12 protein-coding genes and 1 pseudogene are annotated in these 15,991 nt (G+C 67.9%); 4 read left to right on the forward strand and 9 right to left on the reverse strand.

All coding sequences use genetic code 11. The features are described 5' to 3' along the window. From HMPREF2581_RS06780 to HMPREF2581_RS06810, 7 genes and pseudogenes are all read right to left on the reverse strand, one after another. A pseudogene (locus HMPREF2581_RS06780) lies at positions 1-297 on the reverse strand (energy transducer TonB); the annotation flags it as partial. 343 nt (positions 298-640) lie between these two features. Further along, positions 641-2,077 carry an NAD(P)(+) transhydrogenase (Re/Si-specific) subunit beta gene (locus HMPREF2581_RS06785; protein WP_003083975.1) on the reverse strand — a complete coding sequence of 479 codons (1,437 nt, stop codon included), beginning with the start codon at positions 2,075-2,077 and terminating at the stop codon, positions 641-643. Further along, entirely contained in the window at positions 2,077-2,385 is a 309-nt protein-coding gene (locus HMPREF2581_RS06790; RefSeq protein WP_003083974.1) for an NAD(P) transhydrogenase subunit alpha part 2, read from the reverse strand. Before HMPREF2581_RS06790 ends, HMPREF2581_RS06785 begins: the two co-directional genes overlap by 1 nt. Before the next feature lie 75 nt (positions 2,386-2,460). Continuing rightward, positions 2,461-3,579: a Re/Si-specific NAD(P)(+) transhydrogenase subunit alpha gene (locus HMPREF2581_RS06795; RefSeq protein ID WP_003083972.1), complete on the reverse strand. Its 1,119-nt coding sequence runs from the start codon at positions 3,577-3,579 to the stop codon at positions 2,461-2,463. Between the two features lie 646 nt (positions 3,580-4,225). Next, positions 4,226-5,125 (reverse strand): TauD/TfdA dioxygenase family protein, encoded by a 900-nt coding sequence (locus HMPREF2581_RS06800; protein WP_003137071.1) that lies wholly within the window; start codon positions 5,123-5,125, stop codon positions 4,226-4,228. Positions 5,126-5,192: 67 nt separating this feature from the next. Further along, positions 5,193-6,095, reverse strand: a complete 903-nt coding sequence (locus HMPREF2581_RS06805) for a TauD/TfdA dioxygenase family protein (RefSeq protein ID WP_003110976.1) — start codon at positions 6,093-6,095, stop codon at positions 5,193-5,195. 40 nt (positions 6,096-6,135) lie between these two features. After that, positions 6,136-8,508, reverse strand: coding sequence for a TonB-dependent receptor (locus tag HMPREF2581_RS06810; protein WP_003083968.1), 2,373 nt, complete (start codon positions 8,506-8,508; stop codon positions 6,136-6,138). A gap of 350 nt (positions 8,509-8,858) precedes the next feature. On the opposite strand from HMPREF2581_RS06810, the gene HMPREF2581_RS06815 reads away from it, so the two are divergent. Next, positions 8,859-9,776, forward strand: a complete 918-nt coding sequence (locus tag HMPREF2581_RS06815; protein WP_003137069.1) for a LysR family transcriptional regulator — start codon at positions 8,859-8,861, stop codon at positions 9,774-9,776. 23 nt (positions 9,777-9,799) lie between these two features. Here HMPREF2581_RS06815 and HMPREF2581_RS06820 read toward each other — a convergent pair whose 3' ends face one another. Further along, the gene (locus HMPREF2581_RS06820) at positions 9,800-10,525 is read right to left on the reverse strand and encodes an acid phosphatase (protein ID WP_003137066.1); all 726 of its coding nucleotides are present in this window, start codon (positions 10,523-10,525) and stop codon (positions 9,800-9,802) included. A gap of 247 nt (positions 10,526-10,772) precedes the next feature. On the opposite strand from HMPREF2581_RS06820, the gene HMPREF2581_RS06825 reads away from it, so the two are divergent. After that, complete coding sequence (locus tag HMPREF2581_RS06825; RefSeq protein WP_003137064.1) at positions 10,773-12,131, forward strand: OprD family porin; 1,359 nt, start codon at positions 10,773-10,775, stop codon at positions 12,129-12,131. A 22-nt stretch (positions 12,132-12,153) separates the two neighbouring features. On the opposite strand, the gene HMPREF2581_RS06830 is transcribed toward HMPREF2581_RS06825, so the two are convergent. Next, entirely contained in the window at positions 12,154-13,215 is a 1,062-nt protein-coding gene (locus tag HMPREF2581_RS06830; protein ID WP_003112655.1) for an ABC transporter substrate-binding protein, read from the reverse strand. A gap of 266 nt (positions 13,216-13,481) precedes the next feature. Here HMPREF2581_RS06830 and HMPREF2581_RS06835 point away from each other — a divergent pair, with 266 nt between their 5' ends. Then, positions 13,482-15,098 (forward strand): ABC transporter permease, encoded by a 1,617-nt coding sequence (locus HMPREF2581_RS06835; protein ID WP_003110981.1) that lies wholly within the window; start codon positions 13,482-13,484, stop codon positions 15,096-15,098. Then, positions 15,095-15,934: an ABC transporter ATP-binding protein gene (locus HMPREF2581_RS06840; protein ID WP_003137062.1), complete on the forward strand. Its 840-nt coding sequence runs from the start codon at positions 15,095-15,097 to the stop codon at positions 15,932-15,934. The genes HMPREF2581_RS06835 and HMPREF2581_RS06840 overlap by 4 nt, the downstream gene beginning before the upstream one ends. Positions 15,935-15,991 lie beyond the last annotated feature (57 nt).

The raw sequence follows: 15,991 nt of genomic DNA on the forward strand, positions 1-15,991 counted from the left end.
CACCACCGGCGGCGCCGGGGCGGTGAACTCGATGGTCATCGGCGGCACCTGTGGCGGCACCTCGGGCAGCGCCGGGGTTCTCTGCTGGCTCAGCCAATGGATCACCGCTCCGTGCAGGGTCAGGGCGAACAGGACCAGCAGGATCGTCTCGCGCCGGCTGAGCACCCGACCCTGTGCCGGGTTGTGGCGAACCAGGTGCAACGCCTGGCGAACCGGCCGACCGAGCGCCACCAGGTCGCCGCCGGGCGTCTCGCGCCAGGGCTGCGTGCGGGCATCGACGGGCTGGGGGGTTGCCATGGAAAAGCTCCTTGCACTGACGAACTCGATGGCCGCTCAGGTCCGTGCTGGAGTCCTAGCGGCGCAGGGAGTTGCATGATTGGCAAGGAGGCTTAGCGCCTGAAGTAATTATTTTTGTTATGGAAATAACTTCTGGAGCTATGGGTTTCGCCCATCACGCCACAGGCCGCGTGGTTGGCGGGCTACAGCGATCCGACGAAAAACCCATGCCTTGCGGGCATGAAAAATATTCCTGAAAGGCTGGTGTTTTCGCCGTTGGAAGCGGCGGAGAACGCTGCGCGGACAACCCGCGAAAACGAAAAACCCCGGCCTGGGCCGGGGTTCTGGTGGACTCAGCGGGGAATCACTCCACCGCCTTGACCATGTCTTCGATGACCTTCTTGGCGTCGCCGAACACCATCATGGTCTTGTCCAGGTAGAACAGCTCGTTGTCCAGGCCGGCGTAGCCGCTGGCCATGGAGCGCTTGTTGACGATCACGGTCTTGGCCTTGTAGGCCTCGAGGATCGGCATGCCGGCGATGGGCGACTTCGGATCGTTCTTCGCCGCCGGGTTGACCACGTCGTTGGCACCGAGCACCAGGACCACGTCGGTCTGGCCGAACTCGGAGTTGATGTCCTCCATCTCGAACACCTGCTCGTAGGGCACCTCGGCCTCGGCCAGCAGCACGTTCATGTGCCCCGGCATGCGCCCGGCGACCGGGTGGATGGCGAACTTCACGGTGACCCCGCGATGGGTCAGCTTCTCCGCCAGTTCCATCAGCGCGTGCTGGGCGCGGGCCACCGCCAGGCCGTAGCCGGGGACGATGATCACGCTGTCGGCGTTGGTCAGCAGGAACGAGGCATCGTCGGCCGAACCGGACTTCACCGGACGCTGCTCCTTGGAGCCCGCCGGGCCGCCGGCGTCGGCTTCGGCGCCGAAGCCGCCGAGGATGACGTTGAAGAACGAGCGGTTCATCGCCTTGCACATGATGTAGGAGAGGATCGCACCCGAGGAGCCGACCAGCGAGCCGGCGATGATCAGCATCGAGTTGTTCAGCGAGAAGCCGATCCCCGCCGCGGCCCAGCCGGAATAGGAGTTGAGCATCGACACCACCACCGGCATGTCGGCGCCGCCGATGGGGATGATGATCAGCACGCCGAGGACGAAGGCCAGCGCCAGCATCACGGCGAAGGCGGTGAGGTTGCCGGTGAACATGAACACCAGGCCCAGGCCGAGGGTCGCCAGGCCGAGCACCAGGTTCAGCAGGTGCTGCCCGGAGAACTGCACCGGGGTGCCCTGGAACAGGCGGAACTTGTACTTGCCGGAGAGCTTGCCGAAGGCGATCACCGAACCGGAGAAGGTGATGGCGCCGATGGCCGCGCCGAGGAACAGCTCCAGGCGGTTGCCGGTGGGAATGGTGTCGCCCAGGTGCGCGACGATCCCCAGCGACTGCGGCTCGACCACCGCGGCGATGGCGATGAACACCGCGGCCAGGCCGATCATGCTGTGCATGAAGGCGACCAGCTCGGGCATCTTGGTCATCTCGACGCGCTTGGCCATGATCGAGCCGGCGGTGCCGCCGACCAGCAGGCCGACGACGATGTAGCCGACGCCGGTGGTGGCGATCTCCGCGCCCAGCTTGAACACCAGGCCGACGGTGGTGGCCACGGCGATGGCCATGCCGACCATGCCGAAGAGGTTGCCGCGGCGCGAGGTGGTCGGGTGCGACAGGCCTTTCAGGGCCTGGATGAAGCAGACCGAGGCGATGAGGTACAGGAGGGTGACCAGGTTCATGCTCATCAGTGGCCCCCCGCCTTCGGCGCTTTCTTCTTGAACATTTCCAGCATGCGCCGGGTGACCAGGAAGCCACCGAACACATTGACCGCGGCCAAGGCCACGGCGAGGGTGCCCATGGCCTTGCCCAGCGGGGTCACGGTCAGGGCGGCGGCGAGCATGGCACCGACGATGACGATCGCGGAAATCGCGTTGGTCACCGCCATCAGCGGGGTGTGCAAGGCAGGGGTGACGTTCCATACCACGTGGTAGCCGACGTACACGGCCAGCACGAAGATGATCAGGTTGTAGATCCCGTCAGAAATGATATCCATCGTTTTCACCGGTCTTCAGGGCGCAGGCGCGAGGCGTGCGCATTTATCGTTATCGAAGCTTCCCGACGCAGCGGCTCAGCCGTTCTTGCGCACCGCCTGGCCGTCGCGGCACATCAGGCAGGCGGCGACGATGTCGTCCTCGAGGTTCACGCTGAAGCCTTCGGCGTTCAGGGTGAGCTTGAGGAAGTCGAGGATGTTGCGCGCGTATAGCGCCGAGGCGTCCGCCGGTACCAGCGCGGCCAGGTTGCTGTGGCCGACGATGGTCACGCCGTGCCGGACCACGACCTGGTCGGCCTCGGTCAGCGGGCAGTTGCCGCCCTGGGCGGCGGCCAGGTCGATGACCACCGAGCCCGGCTTCATCTCCGCCACGGTCGCCTCGTGCAGCAGCGTCGGCGCCTTGCGGCCGGGGATCAGCGCGGTAGTGATGACGATGTCCGACTGCTTGGCGCGCTCGTGCACGGCCTTGGCCTGGCGCTCCATCCACGAGGCCGGCATCGGCCGCGCATAGCCGCCGACGCCTTCGGCGCACTCGCGCTCTTCGTCGGTCTCGTAGGGCACGTCGACGAACTTGGCGCCGAGCGACTCGATCTGCTCCTTCACCGCCGGACGCACGTCGGAAGCTTCGATCACCGCGCCCAGGCGCTTGGCCGTGGCGATCGCCTGCAGGCCGGCGACGCCGGCGCCGAGGATCAGCACGCGGGCGGCCTTCACGGTGCCGGCGGCGGTCATCAGCATCGGCATGAAGCGCGGGTAGTGGTTGGCGGCGAGCATCACCGCCTTGTAGCCGGCGATGTTGGCCTGCGAGGAGAGCACATCCAGGCTCTGCGCCCGCGAGGTACGCGGCGCGGCCTCGAGGGCGAAGGCGGTGATGCCGCGCTCGGCCATGCGGGCGATGTTCTCGTTGTCGAAGGGGTTGAGCATGCCGACCAGCACGGCACCGCTTTTCATCTGGGCCAGCTCGGCGGCGCTGGGCGCGACCACCTTCAGCACCAGGTCGGCGCCGAAGGCCTCGGCGGCGCTGCCGATCGTCGCGCCGGCGGCTTCATAGGCACTGTCCGGCTGGCTGGCGTTGACGCCGGCGCCGCTCTGGACGATCACCTGGTGGCCTTGGCCGATCAGCTTCTTGACGGTTTCCGGGGTGGCGGAAACCCGCGTCTCACCGGCATGGGTCTCGAGGGGGACACCGATCTGCACTCACGAATCTCCTGCGTGATTGTCGAGTAGTCCGGGGCACTGCGGATGGCGCACCGGCTGCGGAGGTCTAGCTCACATACCGCGATTCGCGAACGAACCTTGGCGCGGCATTGTGCAATCGAGCCGAAAAGCCTTCAACAAGTTCTGAAGGCATACGACATAGAAACTACAAGTCATAAACCGACCAACGATTCCCGCCCATCGCCGCCGGGCGCGTCCTGACTGGCGTGCAGCCTATCCGGGGAAGCCCGCGCGAGAATATGACATCCCTGCCGTGAATGACCGGCTATCAGGTCAAGCCGCTACGGCTTCGACGGGAAAATATCCTGCCAGCGCCGCGGAATGCCGGGGTAATTAATGTTTTTAATACGCTGTATCAGCAATCCCTGATGCCTGGCCAAAGTAGCAAAGCAAAACTTTGACTACAAAGTCAGGATCGCCTTTCCATGGGCGCTGCAGGCCAGCTCGTTAGACCAAAGGCGAATTGCCCTATGGGCAGGATAGACGCGGAGAAATGGCAGAACTGCGACAGCATGTCGCAGTTCTGCTAGCTATTCGCCGGAACGGAAGGGGCTCGCCAGAGCGGTGCGCAGCGACCGGCGTCGGTCGGCAACGGAGGAGCCGGCGCACGCTGGGGGATGCCGGTTCAGAACGGACGGCTGCCCGCCAGGCTGATGCGCTTCAGGCGCCGCCGCTCGCTGGCCGGGAAGGCGTTGCGCGCATGCAGCACGGCCTGGTTGTCCCACCAGACGATGTCGCCCACCGACCAGGCGTGGCTGTAGCTCAGTTCCGGGCGCGCCAGATGTTCGCGCAGGCGACCGATCAGCGCCTGGCCCCGCGCGGGGTCGTAGCCGGGAATCTCCACCTCGGTGTGGGCGCTGAGGAACAGTACGCGCCGGCCGCTTTCCGGGTGGGTGCGTACCAGTGGGTGCTCGCTGCCCTGGATCGGTTCGATGTCCGGCGTGCGGTAGGTGGCGAAACCGCCGCCGTAGCCGCCCTCGCGCAGGCGGATGAAGGGGTTGTAGTTGATCAGGCGCAGGCCATCGATCTCGCGCCGGGTCGCCTCGTCGAGGCTCTCGTAGGCGCGCGCCAGGTTGGTGAAGCGCGTCTCGCCGCCACTGGACGGCACCTCCAGCGCGTAGAGCAACGAGCCGGAGGACGGCACCGGCGTCCATTGGTGGTCGATGTGTGCCGGCAGGGCGAAGTTGCCCAGTTCGCCGTCGCCGGTGTTGGCCACCTTGACGATCTCCGGCACCTTGCCGTCGCCACCCGAGGACAGCACCGGGATGTCCGCCGGCGGCTGGAACACCGAGCCGAACAGGGTGGCGAAGCGCAAGTACTGCTCATCGTCGAGGTGCTGCTGGCGGAACACCAGGATGTGGTGCTCGCGCAGCGCCTGCTTGAGCGCCAGGACCTGCTCCGGCGCCAGCGGCCGGCGCGCGTCGAGGCCACGGACTTCGGCGCCCAGCGGCGCCTCCAGGGGGGTGATGCGGAATGCCTCGGCGACCTCGGGTTCGGGTTGCCGGGCGGTGGCGGATTGGCTCATGTAAGGGGTCCTCGCGGGTTCGTTCTGCCTGTGGTCGCCCTCCCCGGCGAGGAGAGGGCCGGGTCCGTCATGCCTTCCGGATCGTCCGGCTGCGTTGCCCGTCGATGCCTACCGGCACGTCGCCGCCGAGGGTCACCCGGCGCACTACGCGCGGCTGGTCGCCGTAGTCGTCGATCGCGTAGTGCTGGGTCGCGCGGTTGTCCCAGATCGCCACGTCGCCGGCCTGCCAGCGCCAGCGCACGGTGTTCTCCAGGCGCGTGACGTGCCCCTGCAGCACCGCGAAGAGGTGCGCCGAGTCATGCTGCGAAAGACCCTTCAGGCGTTTCACGAAGTGGCCAAGGAGCAGCGTCCGCTCGCCGCTTTGCGGATGCACGCGGACCACCGGGTGCTCGGTCTCGTAGACGGTCGAGGTGAACACCTTGCGGTAGTTCTCCAACTGCTCCAGCGAGGCGCTGGGCTTGACCCCGGCGTAGTCGTACTCGTTGCTGTGCACCGCCCAGAGCCGGTCGGCCAGCTCGCGCAGCTCCGCCGGCAGGTCGGCGTAGGCGCTCGCCGTGTTGGCCCAGACGGTGTCGCCGCCGGACTCCGGGGCCACCACGCTGCGCAGGATCGAGGCCTTCGGGTAGGCCTCGACGAAGGTCACGTCGGTATGCCAGGAGTTGGCCCGGCGGCCTTCGGCGCCATCCAGCTCGAGGAGGAAGCGGGTGCCTTCGCGGGACGGCACTGTGGGGTGGGCGACCGGTTCGCCGAGCAAGTGGGCGAAGGCCTCCTGGGTCTGGTCGTCGAGATGGCTCTGGTCCCGGAAGAAGATCACCTTGTGGCGTACCAGGGCGGCCTGGATCGCCTCGACGGTGGCGGCGTCCAGTTCGCCGGACAGGGTCACGCCGCGAATCTCCGCGCCGATCCGTCCGGCGACCGGCCGGACGTCGAGCCGTACCGGCGTGGCGAGGGCTTGTGCTGCATTGCTCATGTCATGTTCCTCATGCGTGGGGTACTGCGTGGGTGAAGGCTCAGAAGTCGTAGCGCAGCGATACGCCGAGCGTGCGCGGCTGTCCCACCGATGCGGTGTAGGAGCCGTTGATGCTGGCGAAGGCGCTCAGGTAGTAGTCCTTGTCGAAGGCGTTCTTCAGCCATACCGAGGTGTCCAGTTGGCCGTCGCCGAGATCGCTGCGCAGGCCGGCGGCGAGGTTCACCAGGGCGTAGCCGTCGATCTTCGAAAGGTCGGAGTTGTCCAGCGTGCCCTCGGCCGCGGAGCGGTAGGCGTAGCTGGCGCTGACGTAGGGTTGGAAGCGGTCGTCGAGGCGCCACTGGTATTCGCCATTGAGGTTGGCGATCCATTTCGAGGCGCCGACCACGCGCTGCCCGCTGAGGTCGCAACTGCTCGGCGCGCCGGGCCGGGTGCTGACTTCCGCAGGGCACGGGGCATCCTTGAACGACAGGTAGGTGACGTCGTTGTAAGAGCCGTTGAAGTTCAGGGTCAGGCCGCGCAACGGCAGCGCGGTGGCCTCGAATTCCAGGCCGCGCGAGCGCACGCTGCCGGCGTTGGCCAGCACCTGCACCAACTGCGTCGAGCCCGGCGCCTGGTACAGGGTGGTGGCCTGGTAGCCGTGGATGCCGGTCCAGAACAGGTTGGCGTTGAGCAGCAGGCGCCGGTCGAAGAGCGTGCTCTTCAGGCCCAGCTCGGCGTCGTTGGCGCGCTCCGGTCCGACCAGCAGCGAATCGGCGCCGGCGCTCGGCGCGCTGCCCACCGCCAGGTTGACCCCGCCGGACTTCTCGCCGTGGGACAGGCTGGCGTAGCCGAGCAGGTCGTCGCTGAACTGGTAGCTGAGGCTGAGCAACGCCGAAGGGGCGAAGTTGTACTGGCTGAGATCGCCGGAATCGTAGGCACCGAGCTGGCCGTTGCGCACCGCCGCGCCGACCCCGCCGACCGCCGCGCCGCCCAGCGGAGCGAAGCGCTCGACCTTGGCGTTCTTCTCCTCGTAGGTACCGCGCAGGCCGGCGGTGAAGTCCAGGCGTTCGCTGAGGTGCCAGGTGCCCTGGGCGAACAGCGCGAAGCTGTCGGTCTCGATCTTGCCGTTGGCCTTCGAGTAGGTGTCGTTCAGTGCGCCGAGATTGGCGCCGAGCAGGTACAGGTCGGCCAACGGTCCGTAGGAGGTGAAGGTCTTGTTGCCGAGGTTCTGCCTGAACGCGTAGGCGCCCACCACGTAGTCGAAGGCACCGCCGGTGGGCGAGGCCAGGCGGATCTCCTGGGAGAACTGCCGGTCGTGCACTTCCACCCCGGTGTCGTTGATCGCCGAGACGTTCAGTTGCTCGTCGTTGGCCGGGGTGAAGTGCCAGTAGCGGTAGGCGCTGATGGAGGTCAGGCGGTAGCCGCCGGCGAGGTTCCAGTTGGCCTCCAGCGAGCTGCCGCCCTGGTGCACGCTGACGTGCTGGCGGCCGTTGATGTTGACCTTCTTGCGCTGCGGATCGCGCAACGGCGAAGCGCCGACCAGCGCGGCGCGCTGCCAGAAACGCTCGGCGGCGCCGTAGACCACCATGCTGCCGTTGCTCGAATCCTCCTCGTTGTAGTCGGCGATCCAGCGCAGGCTGAAGTCCTCGTTCGGCTCGAACAGCAATTGCCCGCGCGCGCCCTGGCGCTCGCCGCCGTTGAGATAGTTGTCGTCGTGGATGTTCTTGATGTAGCCGTCGTCGCGGGTGCGATAGGCCGAGAGGCGTCCGGCGAGGGTTTCGCCGAGCGGCCCGGAAACCGTGCCGCGGCCCTGGAAGTAGCCGTCCTGCCCGCCGGAGACCTCGACGGTGCGCTCGGTAGTGAAGGTCGGCGCGCGGGTGCTGATGTTCAGCACCCCGGCGGTGGTGTTCTTGCCGAACAGGGTGCCCTGCGGACCGCGCAGCAGCTCCAGTTGCTCGATGTCCAGCAGGTCGAACACGGCCATTCCCGGCCGCCCCAGGTAGACGTTGTCGAGGTAGATCCCGGCGCTGCCTTCCAGGCCGTCGCTGGCGGGGTTGTTGCCGATGCCGCGCACGGCGACGCTCGACTGCCGCGCATGGATGTAGGCGACATTGACGCTGGGCAGCACCTGCTGCAGGTCCTGCACCCGGGAGATGCGCTGGGCCTCGAGAGTCTCGCCACCGAGCACGGTGATCGGCGTCGGTACCTTCTGCGAATCCTCCTCGCGGCGACGCGCGGTGACGGTAACCTTGCCCAGGGCCGTATCGGCCTTGGCCGGTGCGCTGCCGGCCAGCGGCGGCGCCTCCTCGGCGGGCGCGGGAGCATCGGCGGCACTGGCCGGCAACGCACCGCCGAGGGCGAGCAGCAGGGCCAGGGCGTAGTCGGAGCCGCCGGGCGGCGTTCGGCGGAGCGGCAAGCGGTAGTGATACTTCATCGTGAATGTCCTCGGTTCCGGCACAGCCGGACGCAGGCAGCAGGCGGCCATGCCGCGCAAGGCAGCGATCTGGCGAAAGGTTCGAAGGGGGGCCGGCGGACGGCTCAGCCCCGGGCGACTGTCAGGGACGACAGCCGCCGGCGACGCGGAAGGGCATTCGGAACGGCGGAGGTGGCGCGGCAAAGGCACGGTGGACCATGTTCAGCTCCTGGGGTCTATCTATGCTTATTACTAAATCGCATATTTTTCTAATTTGTTCTTTGTTGACGGAATAAGAGCTTGCATTTAAAACCAGCACATCCCGAACGGCAAATGCCTTTGTCCAATATTTCCAATGCCGGTAAAGCATCATGGATCTGCGCCAACTGCGTTACTTCATCGCCCTCGCCGAACACCGCAGTTTCGTCCGCGCGGCGGACGCCATGGGCATCACCCAGCCGGCCTTCAGCCGCAGCATCCAGGGCCTGGAGCAGGAGCTTGGCTGCCAGTTGGTGGACCGTGGCAGCAAGGACCTGCGCCCGACGCCGGAAGGCCAGGTGGTGCTGCAACACGCGCTGAGCCTGGTGCAGGGGTCGGCCAACCTGATCCACGAGATCGCCCAGTTGAACAAGCTGGATACCGGCGAGCTGCGCTTCGGCAGCGGGCCGGCGCCGGCCCAGCAACTGGTGCCGGACGCGGTGGCCGACTTCATCAACCGCCACCCGCGGGTGCAGATCAGCCTGGACGTGGACAACTGGGAAAAGCTCAGCCGCGCCCTGCTCCGCGAAGAGATCGAATTCTTCGTCGCCGACATCCGCGACTTCGAGGCCGACCCGAACTTCCAGACGCGCCCGCTGACCCCGCGCCGCGGCCAGTTCTTCTGCCGTCCGCAACATCCGCTGCTGGGCAAGGACAGCCTGTCCACCAACGACCTGTTCAACTACCCGCTGGCCTCGACCCTGATTCCCCCGGGCATCCGCAAGCTGCTGGCGAACCTCAGCGGCAAGATCGACTTCGCCGCCAACATCCGCTGCGAGAACATGCACGCGCTGATCCGCATCGTCCGCCAGACCGACGCCATCGGCATCGCCAGCGACGAGACCCTGCGCCCCTACCTGCAGCGCGGCGAACTGCAACCGCTACAGTGGCGCAACCTGCCGCAGAACCTGGATAGCCTCAGCGCCCGCTGCGGCATCATCAGCCGCAGCGGCTACCGGCTTTCGGCGGCGGCCAAGGCGATGATCGAGACGCTGGTGGAACTGGACCAGGCGCAACACGCGGCGGCCTGAGCCGCCGCGCGGTTTCCCTTCCTCTACTGGAGTTTCGGCAACCCCAGCGCGCCGCGCAGCTCCTCGCGCACCGCGGCAAAGTCGGCGGCCACCGCCGGATCGGCCAGCAGGCTCGCCACCAGCGCCGCGGCGGCGGTCTGCCCGCCTTCCAGGTCGCTGGGGAAGTGCACGCCGGCCAGCACCCGGCTCTGCGCATGCTCCTCGGCGCGAGCGAAGAACGCATCGTGATGCTCCGGCACCAGCATGCTCAGCAGCGAGGCCTTGAAGTAGCTGTCCATGGTGTGGCCGCTGGGATAGGACTCCCCCTCCGGCGGCGGCAGCACCGGCTTCACCTTCGGTGTCACTTCGTAGGGACGCGGGCGGGCGAAGTGCTTCTTCGCCGGCATCAGCACCTCGACCAGGTTTTCCTGGGCGCGGTTGAAGAAGCTCCGGGTCAGCGGCAGGCGTTCCTTGTCGAACGACGCGCCCAGCAGGTCGCCGGCGAAGGGGAAGACGTTGTCCTCCCACTGGTCGTGGGCGCGTACCCGGCGTACCTGTTCGGGCGTGCGCAGGCGTTGCGCCTCCAGCACCGCGCCGAGATCGGCGACGGCCGCAGCCGAGTTCGCCGCCGGCGGCGGCGGAAGGTAGTCGGCCAGGCGCGGTGGGTGGGCCAGCGGATAGGGCGCGGCGGCGGTCTCCCCGAGACAAGACAGCGGTGCGAGCAGCGAAAGGCAGAGCAAGAGCGAAGGGCATAGGGTCTTGTTGTTCATGAAGCGTATTCCCTGAGGCGAGGTTGCATCGGGAGCCTAGGCTCCCGCCCACGGCCGTTGCGGATGACGGCCGACGCCACACTCTCCGTCGGTGACTTCCGAAATGCTTGACCCGGCCTGCCGTTGCACATGCCAGCCCCTGCCAATGGCAGGCCCCGGCAAAAGCCGAGGCAGGGAAACACAAGCGGCCTGCGGAGCGACTTCCGAGACTGCGCCCACCTGGCACTCAGGTGGGAGAAAACAATAAATGCAAAATCTCAGACGCGCTGTATTCGCCGGCCTGGTCGCCGGCACGCTTTCCGAAGGGGCGGCCGCGACGGCCGGGGATGGGGGCTTCGTCGAGGACAGCGAACTGCAGTTCCTCGCCCGCACCTACTACTTCAACCGCGACTACCGCGACAGCCCGAACAACGCCGGGCGCAACCGCTTCAAGCCCAGGAGCGAGCGCAACGGCTACCGCGAGGAAACCACCCAGGGCCTGCGCCTCCAGTTCGCCTCCGGCTACACGCCGGGCAGCCTCGGCTTCGGCCTCGACGCCCATGCCATGCTCGGCCTGCAACTGGACAGCGGCGGCGGCCGCACCGGCACCGGCAACCTGCCGGTCGGCGCCGACGGCCATCCCGACCATCGCTACGGCAAGGTCGGCGGCGCCCTCAGGCTACGCCACGGCGAAACCCGCCTGAAGTACGGCCAGACCACCACCAGCGCGCCGGTGTTCGCCGCCAGCAGCAACCGCACGCTGTCCGGCATGGCCTACGGCCTGCTGCTGGAGGATCGCTCGTTCGACGGGCTGCTGCTCGAGGGCGGGCGCTTCACCGCCGCCTCCGGCCCCGGCGAATCCAAGGTCCGTGGCGACATCAGCACCGTCTACGGACGCCTCGGCGCCTATCCGGTGCGCCTCGACGCGGTCGGCTTCCTCGGCGGTCAATGGCAGGCCACGGAGCGGCTGCAACTGTCGCTCTACGCCTCGCGCTTCGACGACATCTGGCAGCAGGCCTATTTCGGCGCCAGCCATCGCCAGCCGCTGGGCGGGGAGCGCGCGCTGCGGGTCGACCTCGACGCCTACCGCACCCGCGACAGCGGCCAGAGCCGCTTCGGCCGCATCGACACCCTGGCCAGCTCCCTGGCCCTGGGCTACGAACAGGGACCGCAGCGCATCACCCTGGCCTACCAGCGTGTCCACGGCGAGCAGCCGTTCGACTACATGGCCTTCGGCGACGGGCGCTCCAGCGCATCCATGGTACTGGCCAACTCGGTGGGCTACTCCGACTTCAACGGACCGGGCGAGCGTTCCTGGCAATTACGCTATGACCTGGACCTCGGCGCGCTCGGCCTGCCTGGGCTCAGCCTGCACGCGCTGCATGCCCGCGGCCGTGCCGGGGCCAGCGCCAGCAGCGCCGCCGAGAGCATCTACGCCGGACTCTACGGGCGTGACGGGCGGCACCGGGAAAGCGACCTCGGCTTCGCCTACCGGGTCAAGGCGGGCCCCCTCGCCGGCCTCGCGCTGCGCACCTCGCAGGCCTGGCACCGGGGCAACGCGAGCTATCTCGACGGCGACATCGACGAAACCCGGCTGGTCGTCGATTACTCCCGCTCGATCTGGTGACGCCCCGGGCCGCGGCTCGGCGTCACTCCGCCGCCTGCGCCACGGCCTTGGCCTTCGCCAGCTTGCCGGCCGCCTCCAGCAGTTCCGGCGCGGCCCACTGCTCGGCGCTGAATTCGCGACGGATCAGGCCGAAACGCTTGGCCGCCTGGATCGAAGCATCCAGCCGGCCAAGGAAATCGGCGTCCAGGCGCGGCGACAGGGCGTCGCCCAGCTTGCGGCCACGGTACTCGCTCTGCAGGATCACCACCGGGTAGCTGGCCTGCTTCGACACCAGTTCGATGTAGGCGTCGCGGTTCTCCTCGCGGGCCAGCCAGTCCTGGGCCTGCAACTGCACCTTGAGCAGCCGCTCGGTGATGTCCGGATGGGCATCGACGAAAGCCCCGGAGCCGACCAGCAGCGCCTGCAGGGTGCCGGCGCCGTTCAAGTCGCGGGTGCTCAGCGGAATTTCCGCGAGCCCGCGGTCGCGCAGGGCGAACAGTCCGGCCAGGCCCCAGGTGGCATCGATCTGCCTGGCTGCGAGGGCGGACAGGGCGGCGCTGAAATCGAGGTTGATCACCTTCAGGTCCTTCTCGCTGAGACCAACGCTGGCCAGGGCATTGTCGAACGACAACTGGCTGGCGGTGCCGCGGAAGATGCCTACGCGCTTGCCCTTGAGATCCTCCAGGGTCTTGATCCCGGAGCCCGGCTGCACGCCGAGATAGTGGTTGACCCCTCGCGCGGTAGCGGCCAGCAGGCGGCTGTCCAGGCCTCCGGACTTGCCGATGATCGCCGCCAGGTCGCCGAGGTAGGCGAAGTCCACCTGGCCGTTGGCGAACGCTTCGTTGACCACCGGACCGGCGCCCTTGAAGAAGCTCCATTTCACCGCGATGCCGTCGTTGGCGAACTCCTTCTCCAGCAACTGCCGGGTGTAGAGCACGTCGACCACGCCGCCGCCCGAGTGCGAACTGCCGGCGCTGACGTCCGGCACCGCGATGCGGATTTCCTTCGGCGGAGCGGCGCTCGCCAGCGGCACGTAGGCACCGAGCAGGCCGGCGAGGACAGGCGCGGCGAACAGACCGAGCAGGGAAGACGTAAGCGCTTTCATGGGGCGGCTCCTTGGAACGGGAAGAGAGGGATTCCCGCCGGGAGCGGGTGAGCGGCTAGCTATGCACAGCGGCGCCTCGAAAATAAATAATAGAAATTCATTTTTTTATAACCATAAGCAGTATGACAGGCCGCACGGGCCTCTCCGCGTCATATGCAGCCAGAGCATGGAAAATATTCTCCAAATGCATTTGCCGCTGCCTGGCGCCTTTCTTTAAATGACCCTTCTTAGCGAAAAAATGCATTGATGCGGCGATTTATATTCCCATGAAGAATATCGATAAAACCCTTTCGCCCGCCTGGAGCCGGCCCCTGCCGCGCCTGGCGCCGCCGCCCTCCGCGGCTTTCGCCCGGCGCCTGGGGGACAGCCTGCTGCCCTGGTTGCTGCCCCTCGGGCTGGCGCTGCTGTGGTGGGTCGCCAGCCATCGCCACTGGATGTCGGCCCAGGTGCTGCCGACTCCCGAGCTGGTCTGGCAGAGCGCCCGCGAGTTGCTCGCCGGCGAACTCTGGAGCGAATTGGCGATCAGCCTGCGGCGCCTGGCCTGGGGCCTGCTCGCCGGGGTCGCCAGCGGCGCCGCGCTAGGCGCCTGGCTGGGCTTCAGTCCGCGTGCCGAGCGCCTGGTCTTCCCCACCTTCAGCGCCCTCGCGCAGATCCCCACGCTGGCCTGGATCCCGCTGTTCATGCTGTTCTTCGGCATCGGCGAACTGCTCAAGCTGGTGGTGCTGGTGAAAGCGGTCGTGGTGCCGGTGACCATCCATACCCTGGTCGGCGTGCGCGACGCCCAGCCCAAGCTGCGCGAAGCCGCCGCGGTGCTGCGCCTGCCGCCACGCCTGCTGGTCTGGCGGCTGATCCTGCCGGCGGCGCTGCCGGCCTTCCTCACCGGGCTGCGCCTGGCCCTGGCGCAGGGTTGGACCTCGCTGCTGGCGGTCGAGCTGCTGGCTTCCAGCGAGGGCATCGGCTACCTGATGGTGCAGGGCCGGCAACTGTTCATGCTCGACATCGTGTTCGTCTGCATCCTCGTCATCGGCCTGGTCGGGGTGGGCATGGACCGCGCCATCCAGTGGCTCGACCGCCGCCTGCTGCACTGGCCGCAAGCCGCCACCGGCGAATTCCGCCGGCGCCCGCCGGGACGCGGCTGGCAGCGCCTGCAGGTCTGGCTGCCGCCGCTGGCGCTGCTGCTCCTGTGGCAGTCGGCGAGCAGCGCCGAATGGGTCGATCCGGCGATCCTCGCCAGCCCTCTGGAAGTGGCGCGGGCGACCTGGAGCGGAGCGCTCGACGGCAGCCTGCCGGGCGCCCTGTTCGACAGCCTGAAGCGCACGCTCGGCGGCCTCCTGCTGGGCGGCGGCCTGGGTTTCCTCGGCGGCCTGCTGCTCGGCCTGTGGCGCCCGGCGGAACGCTTCTTCGGCCCCACTTTCGCGGCACTGCGGCAGGTGGCGATCTTCGCCTGGGTGCCGCTGCTCACCGCCTGGTTCGGCCTGGGCGAACCGGCCAAGCTGACGTTCGTCGCAATCGCCGCCTTCTTCCCGCTGCTGCTGGCCACCCAGCGCGGCATCGCCAGCCTGCCGCCGAGCCTCGGCGAGGCGGCCCGGGTGCTGCGCCTGGGTCCCTGGCGACGGCTGCTCCGGCTGGTCCTGCCGGGTGCCGCCCCGTCGGTGTTCGCCGGCCTGCGCCTGGCGCTGATCTACGCCTGGCTGGGAACCATCGGCGCCGAGTACTTCATGCCCTCCGACGGCGGCATCGGCAGCCTGATGATCGGCGCCCAGCAACTGTTCCGCATGGACCTGATCGGTGCCGGCATGCTCCTGGTCGGCCTCACCGGCGCCCTGCTCAATGCTCTCGGCCAACGCATCGAAGCGCGCGCCACGCGCTGGAGACACGCATGAACGCATTCACCGCACCCGCCACGGGCACCCCGCTGGTCAGCTTCCGCCAGGTGCGCAAGCACTTCGCCGTGGACGGCCGGCGACTGGAAGCGATCCAGCAGTTCGACCTGGAGATCGGCGAGGGCGAGTTCATCGCCATCGTCGGCGCCAGCGGCTGCGGCAAGTCGACCCTGCTGCGCCTGCTGATCGGCCTGGACCGCGACTACGACGGCGAGATCCGCGTCGACGGCCGGCCAATCGCCGGCATCGGCGGCGAACGCGGCATCGTGTTCCAGGAGCACCGCCTGTTCCCCTGGCTGACGGTGCAGCAGAACGTCGCCCTCGGCCTGGTCAACGAAGCCCTTGGCGAAACCGACAAGGCGGCGCGGATCGACGAATACATCCGCCTGGTCGGCCTGCACGGCTTCGAGCGTGCCTACCCGCACCAGTTGTCGGGCGGCATGGCCCAGCGCGTGGCGATCGCCCGCGGCCTGGTGGCCAGCCCGCGCCTGCTGCTGCTCGACGAGCCGTTCAGCGCCCTCGACGCACTGACCCGCCAGCAGTTGCAGGAAGAGTTGCTGGCGATCCGTCGGCGCACCCGCATCACCACCCTGCTGGTCACCCACGACGTCGAGGAGGCGCTCTACCTGGCCGACCGGGTGGTGGTGATGGAGCCGCGCCCGGGGCGGATCAGGCGGGTGGTCGAGGTGGACCTGGCGCACCCGCGCGAGCGCGGTGGCTTCGACTTCCTGCGCCAGCGCGAAGCGCTGCTGCACGAACTGACCGCCGACGGCGAGTACGTCGCGCCGCCGCCGCGACGGGTGGAAAACCTGCCCTTCGAATTCCTCGCTTGCTGAAAAGCCCCTTGCCCTGGCCCTTTCCCCCTGCGGGAAGGGCGGGGGCGAGGGCCCCAC

Source organism: Pseudomonas sp. HMSC057H01 (assembly GCF_001836405.1).
Taxonomy (GTDB): Bacteria; Pseudomonadota; Gammaproteobacteria; order Pseudomonadales; family Pseudomonadaceae; genus Pseudomonas; species Pseudomonas aeruginosa.

Bases quoted from the DNA above. Each gene is read 5' to 3' on its own strand.
- HMPREF2581_RS06825 (WP_003137064.1), top strand. From the start codon at position 10,773: ATGCAAAATCTCAGACGCGCTGTATTCGCCGGCCTGGTCGCCGGCACG.
- HMPREF2581_RS06820 (WP_003137066.1), bottom strand. From the start codon at position 10,525: ATGAACAACAAGACCCTATGCCCTTCGCTCTTGCTCTGCCTTTCGCTG.
- HMPREF2581_RS06830 (WP_003112655.1), bottom strand. From the start codon at position 13,215: ATGAAAGCGCTTACGTCTTCCCTGCTCGGTCTGTTCGCCGCGCCTGTC.
- HMPREF2581_RS06810 (WP_003083968.1), bottom strand. From the start codon at position 8,508: ATGAAGTATCACTACCGCTTGCCGCTCCGCCGAACGCCGCCCGGCGGC.
- HMPREF2581_RS06805 (WP_003110976.1), bottom strand. From the start codon at position 6,095: ATGAGCAATGCAGCACAAGCCCTCGCCACGCCGGTACGGCTCGACGTC.
- HMPREF2581_RS06790 (WP_003083974.1), bottom strand. From the start codon at position 2,385: ATGGATATCATTTCTGACGGGATCTACAACCTGATCATCTTCGTGCTG.
- HMPREF2581_RS06835 (WP_003110981.1), top strand. From the start codon at position 13,482: ATGAAGAATATCGATAAAACCCTTTCGCCCGCCTGGAGCCGGCCCCTG.
- HMPREF2581_RS06800 (WP_003137071.1), bottom strand. From the start codon at position 5,125: ATGAGCCAATCCGCCACCGCCCGGCAACCCGAACCCGAGGTCGCCGAG.
- HMPREF2581_RS06785 (WP_003083975.1), bottom strand. From the start codon at position 2,077: ATGAGCATGAACCTGGTCACCCTCCTGTACCTCATCGCCTCGGTCTGC.
- HMPREF2581_RS06840 (WP_003137062.1), top strand. From the start codon at position 15,095: ATGAACGCATTCACCGCACCCGCCACGGGCACCCCGCTGGTCAGCTTC.
- HMPREF2581_RS06815 (WP_003137069.1), top strand. From the start codon at position 8,859: ATGGATCTGCGCCAACTGCGTTACTTCATCGCCCTCGCCGAACACCGC.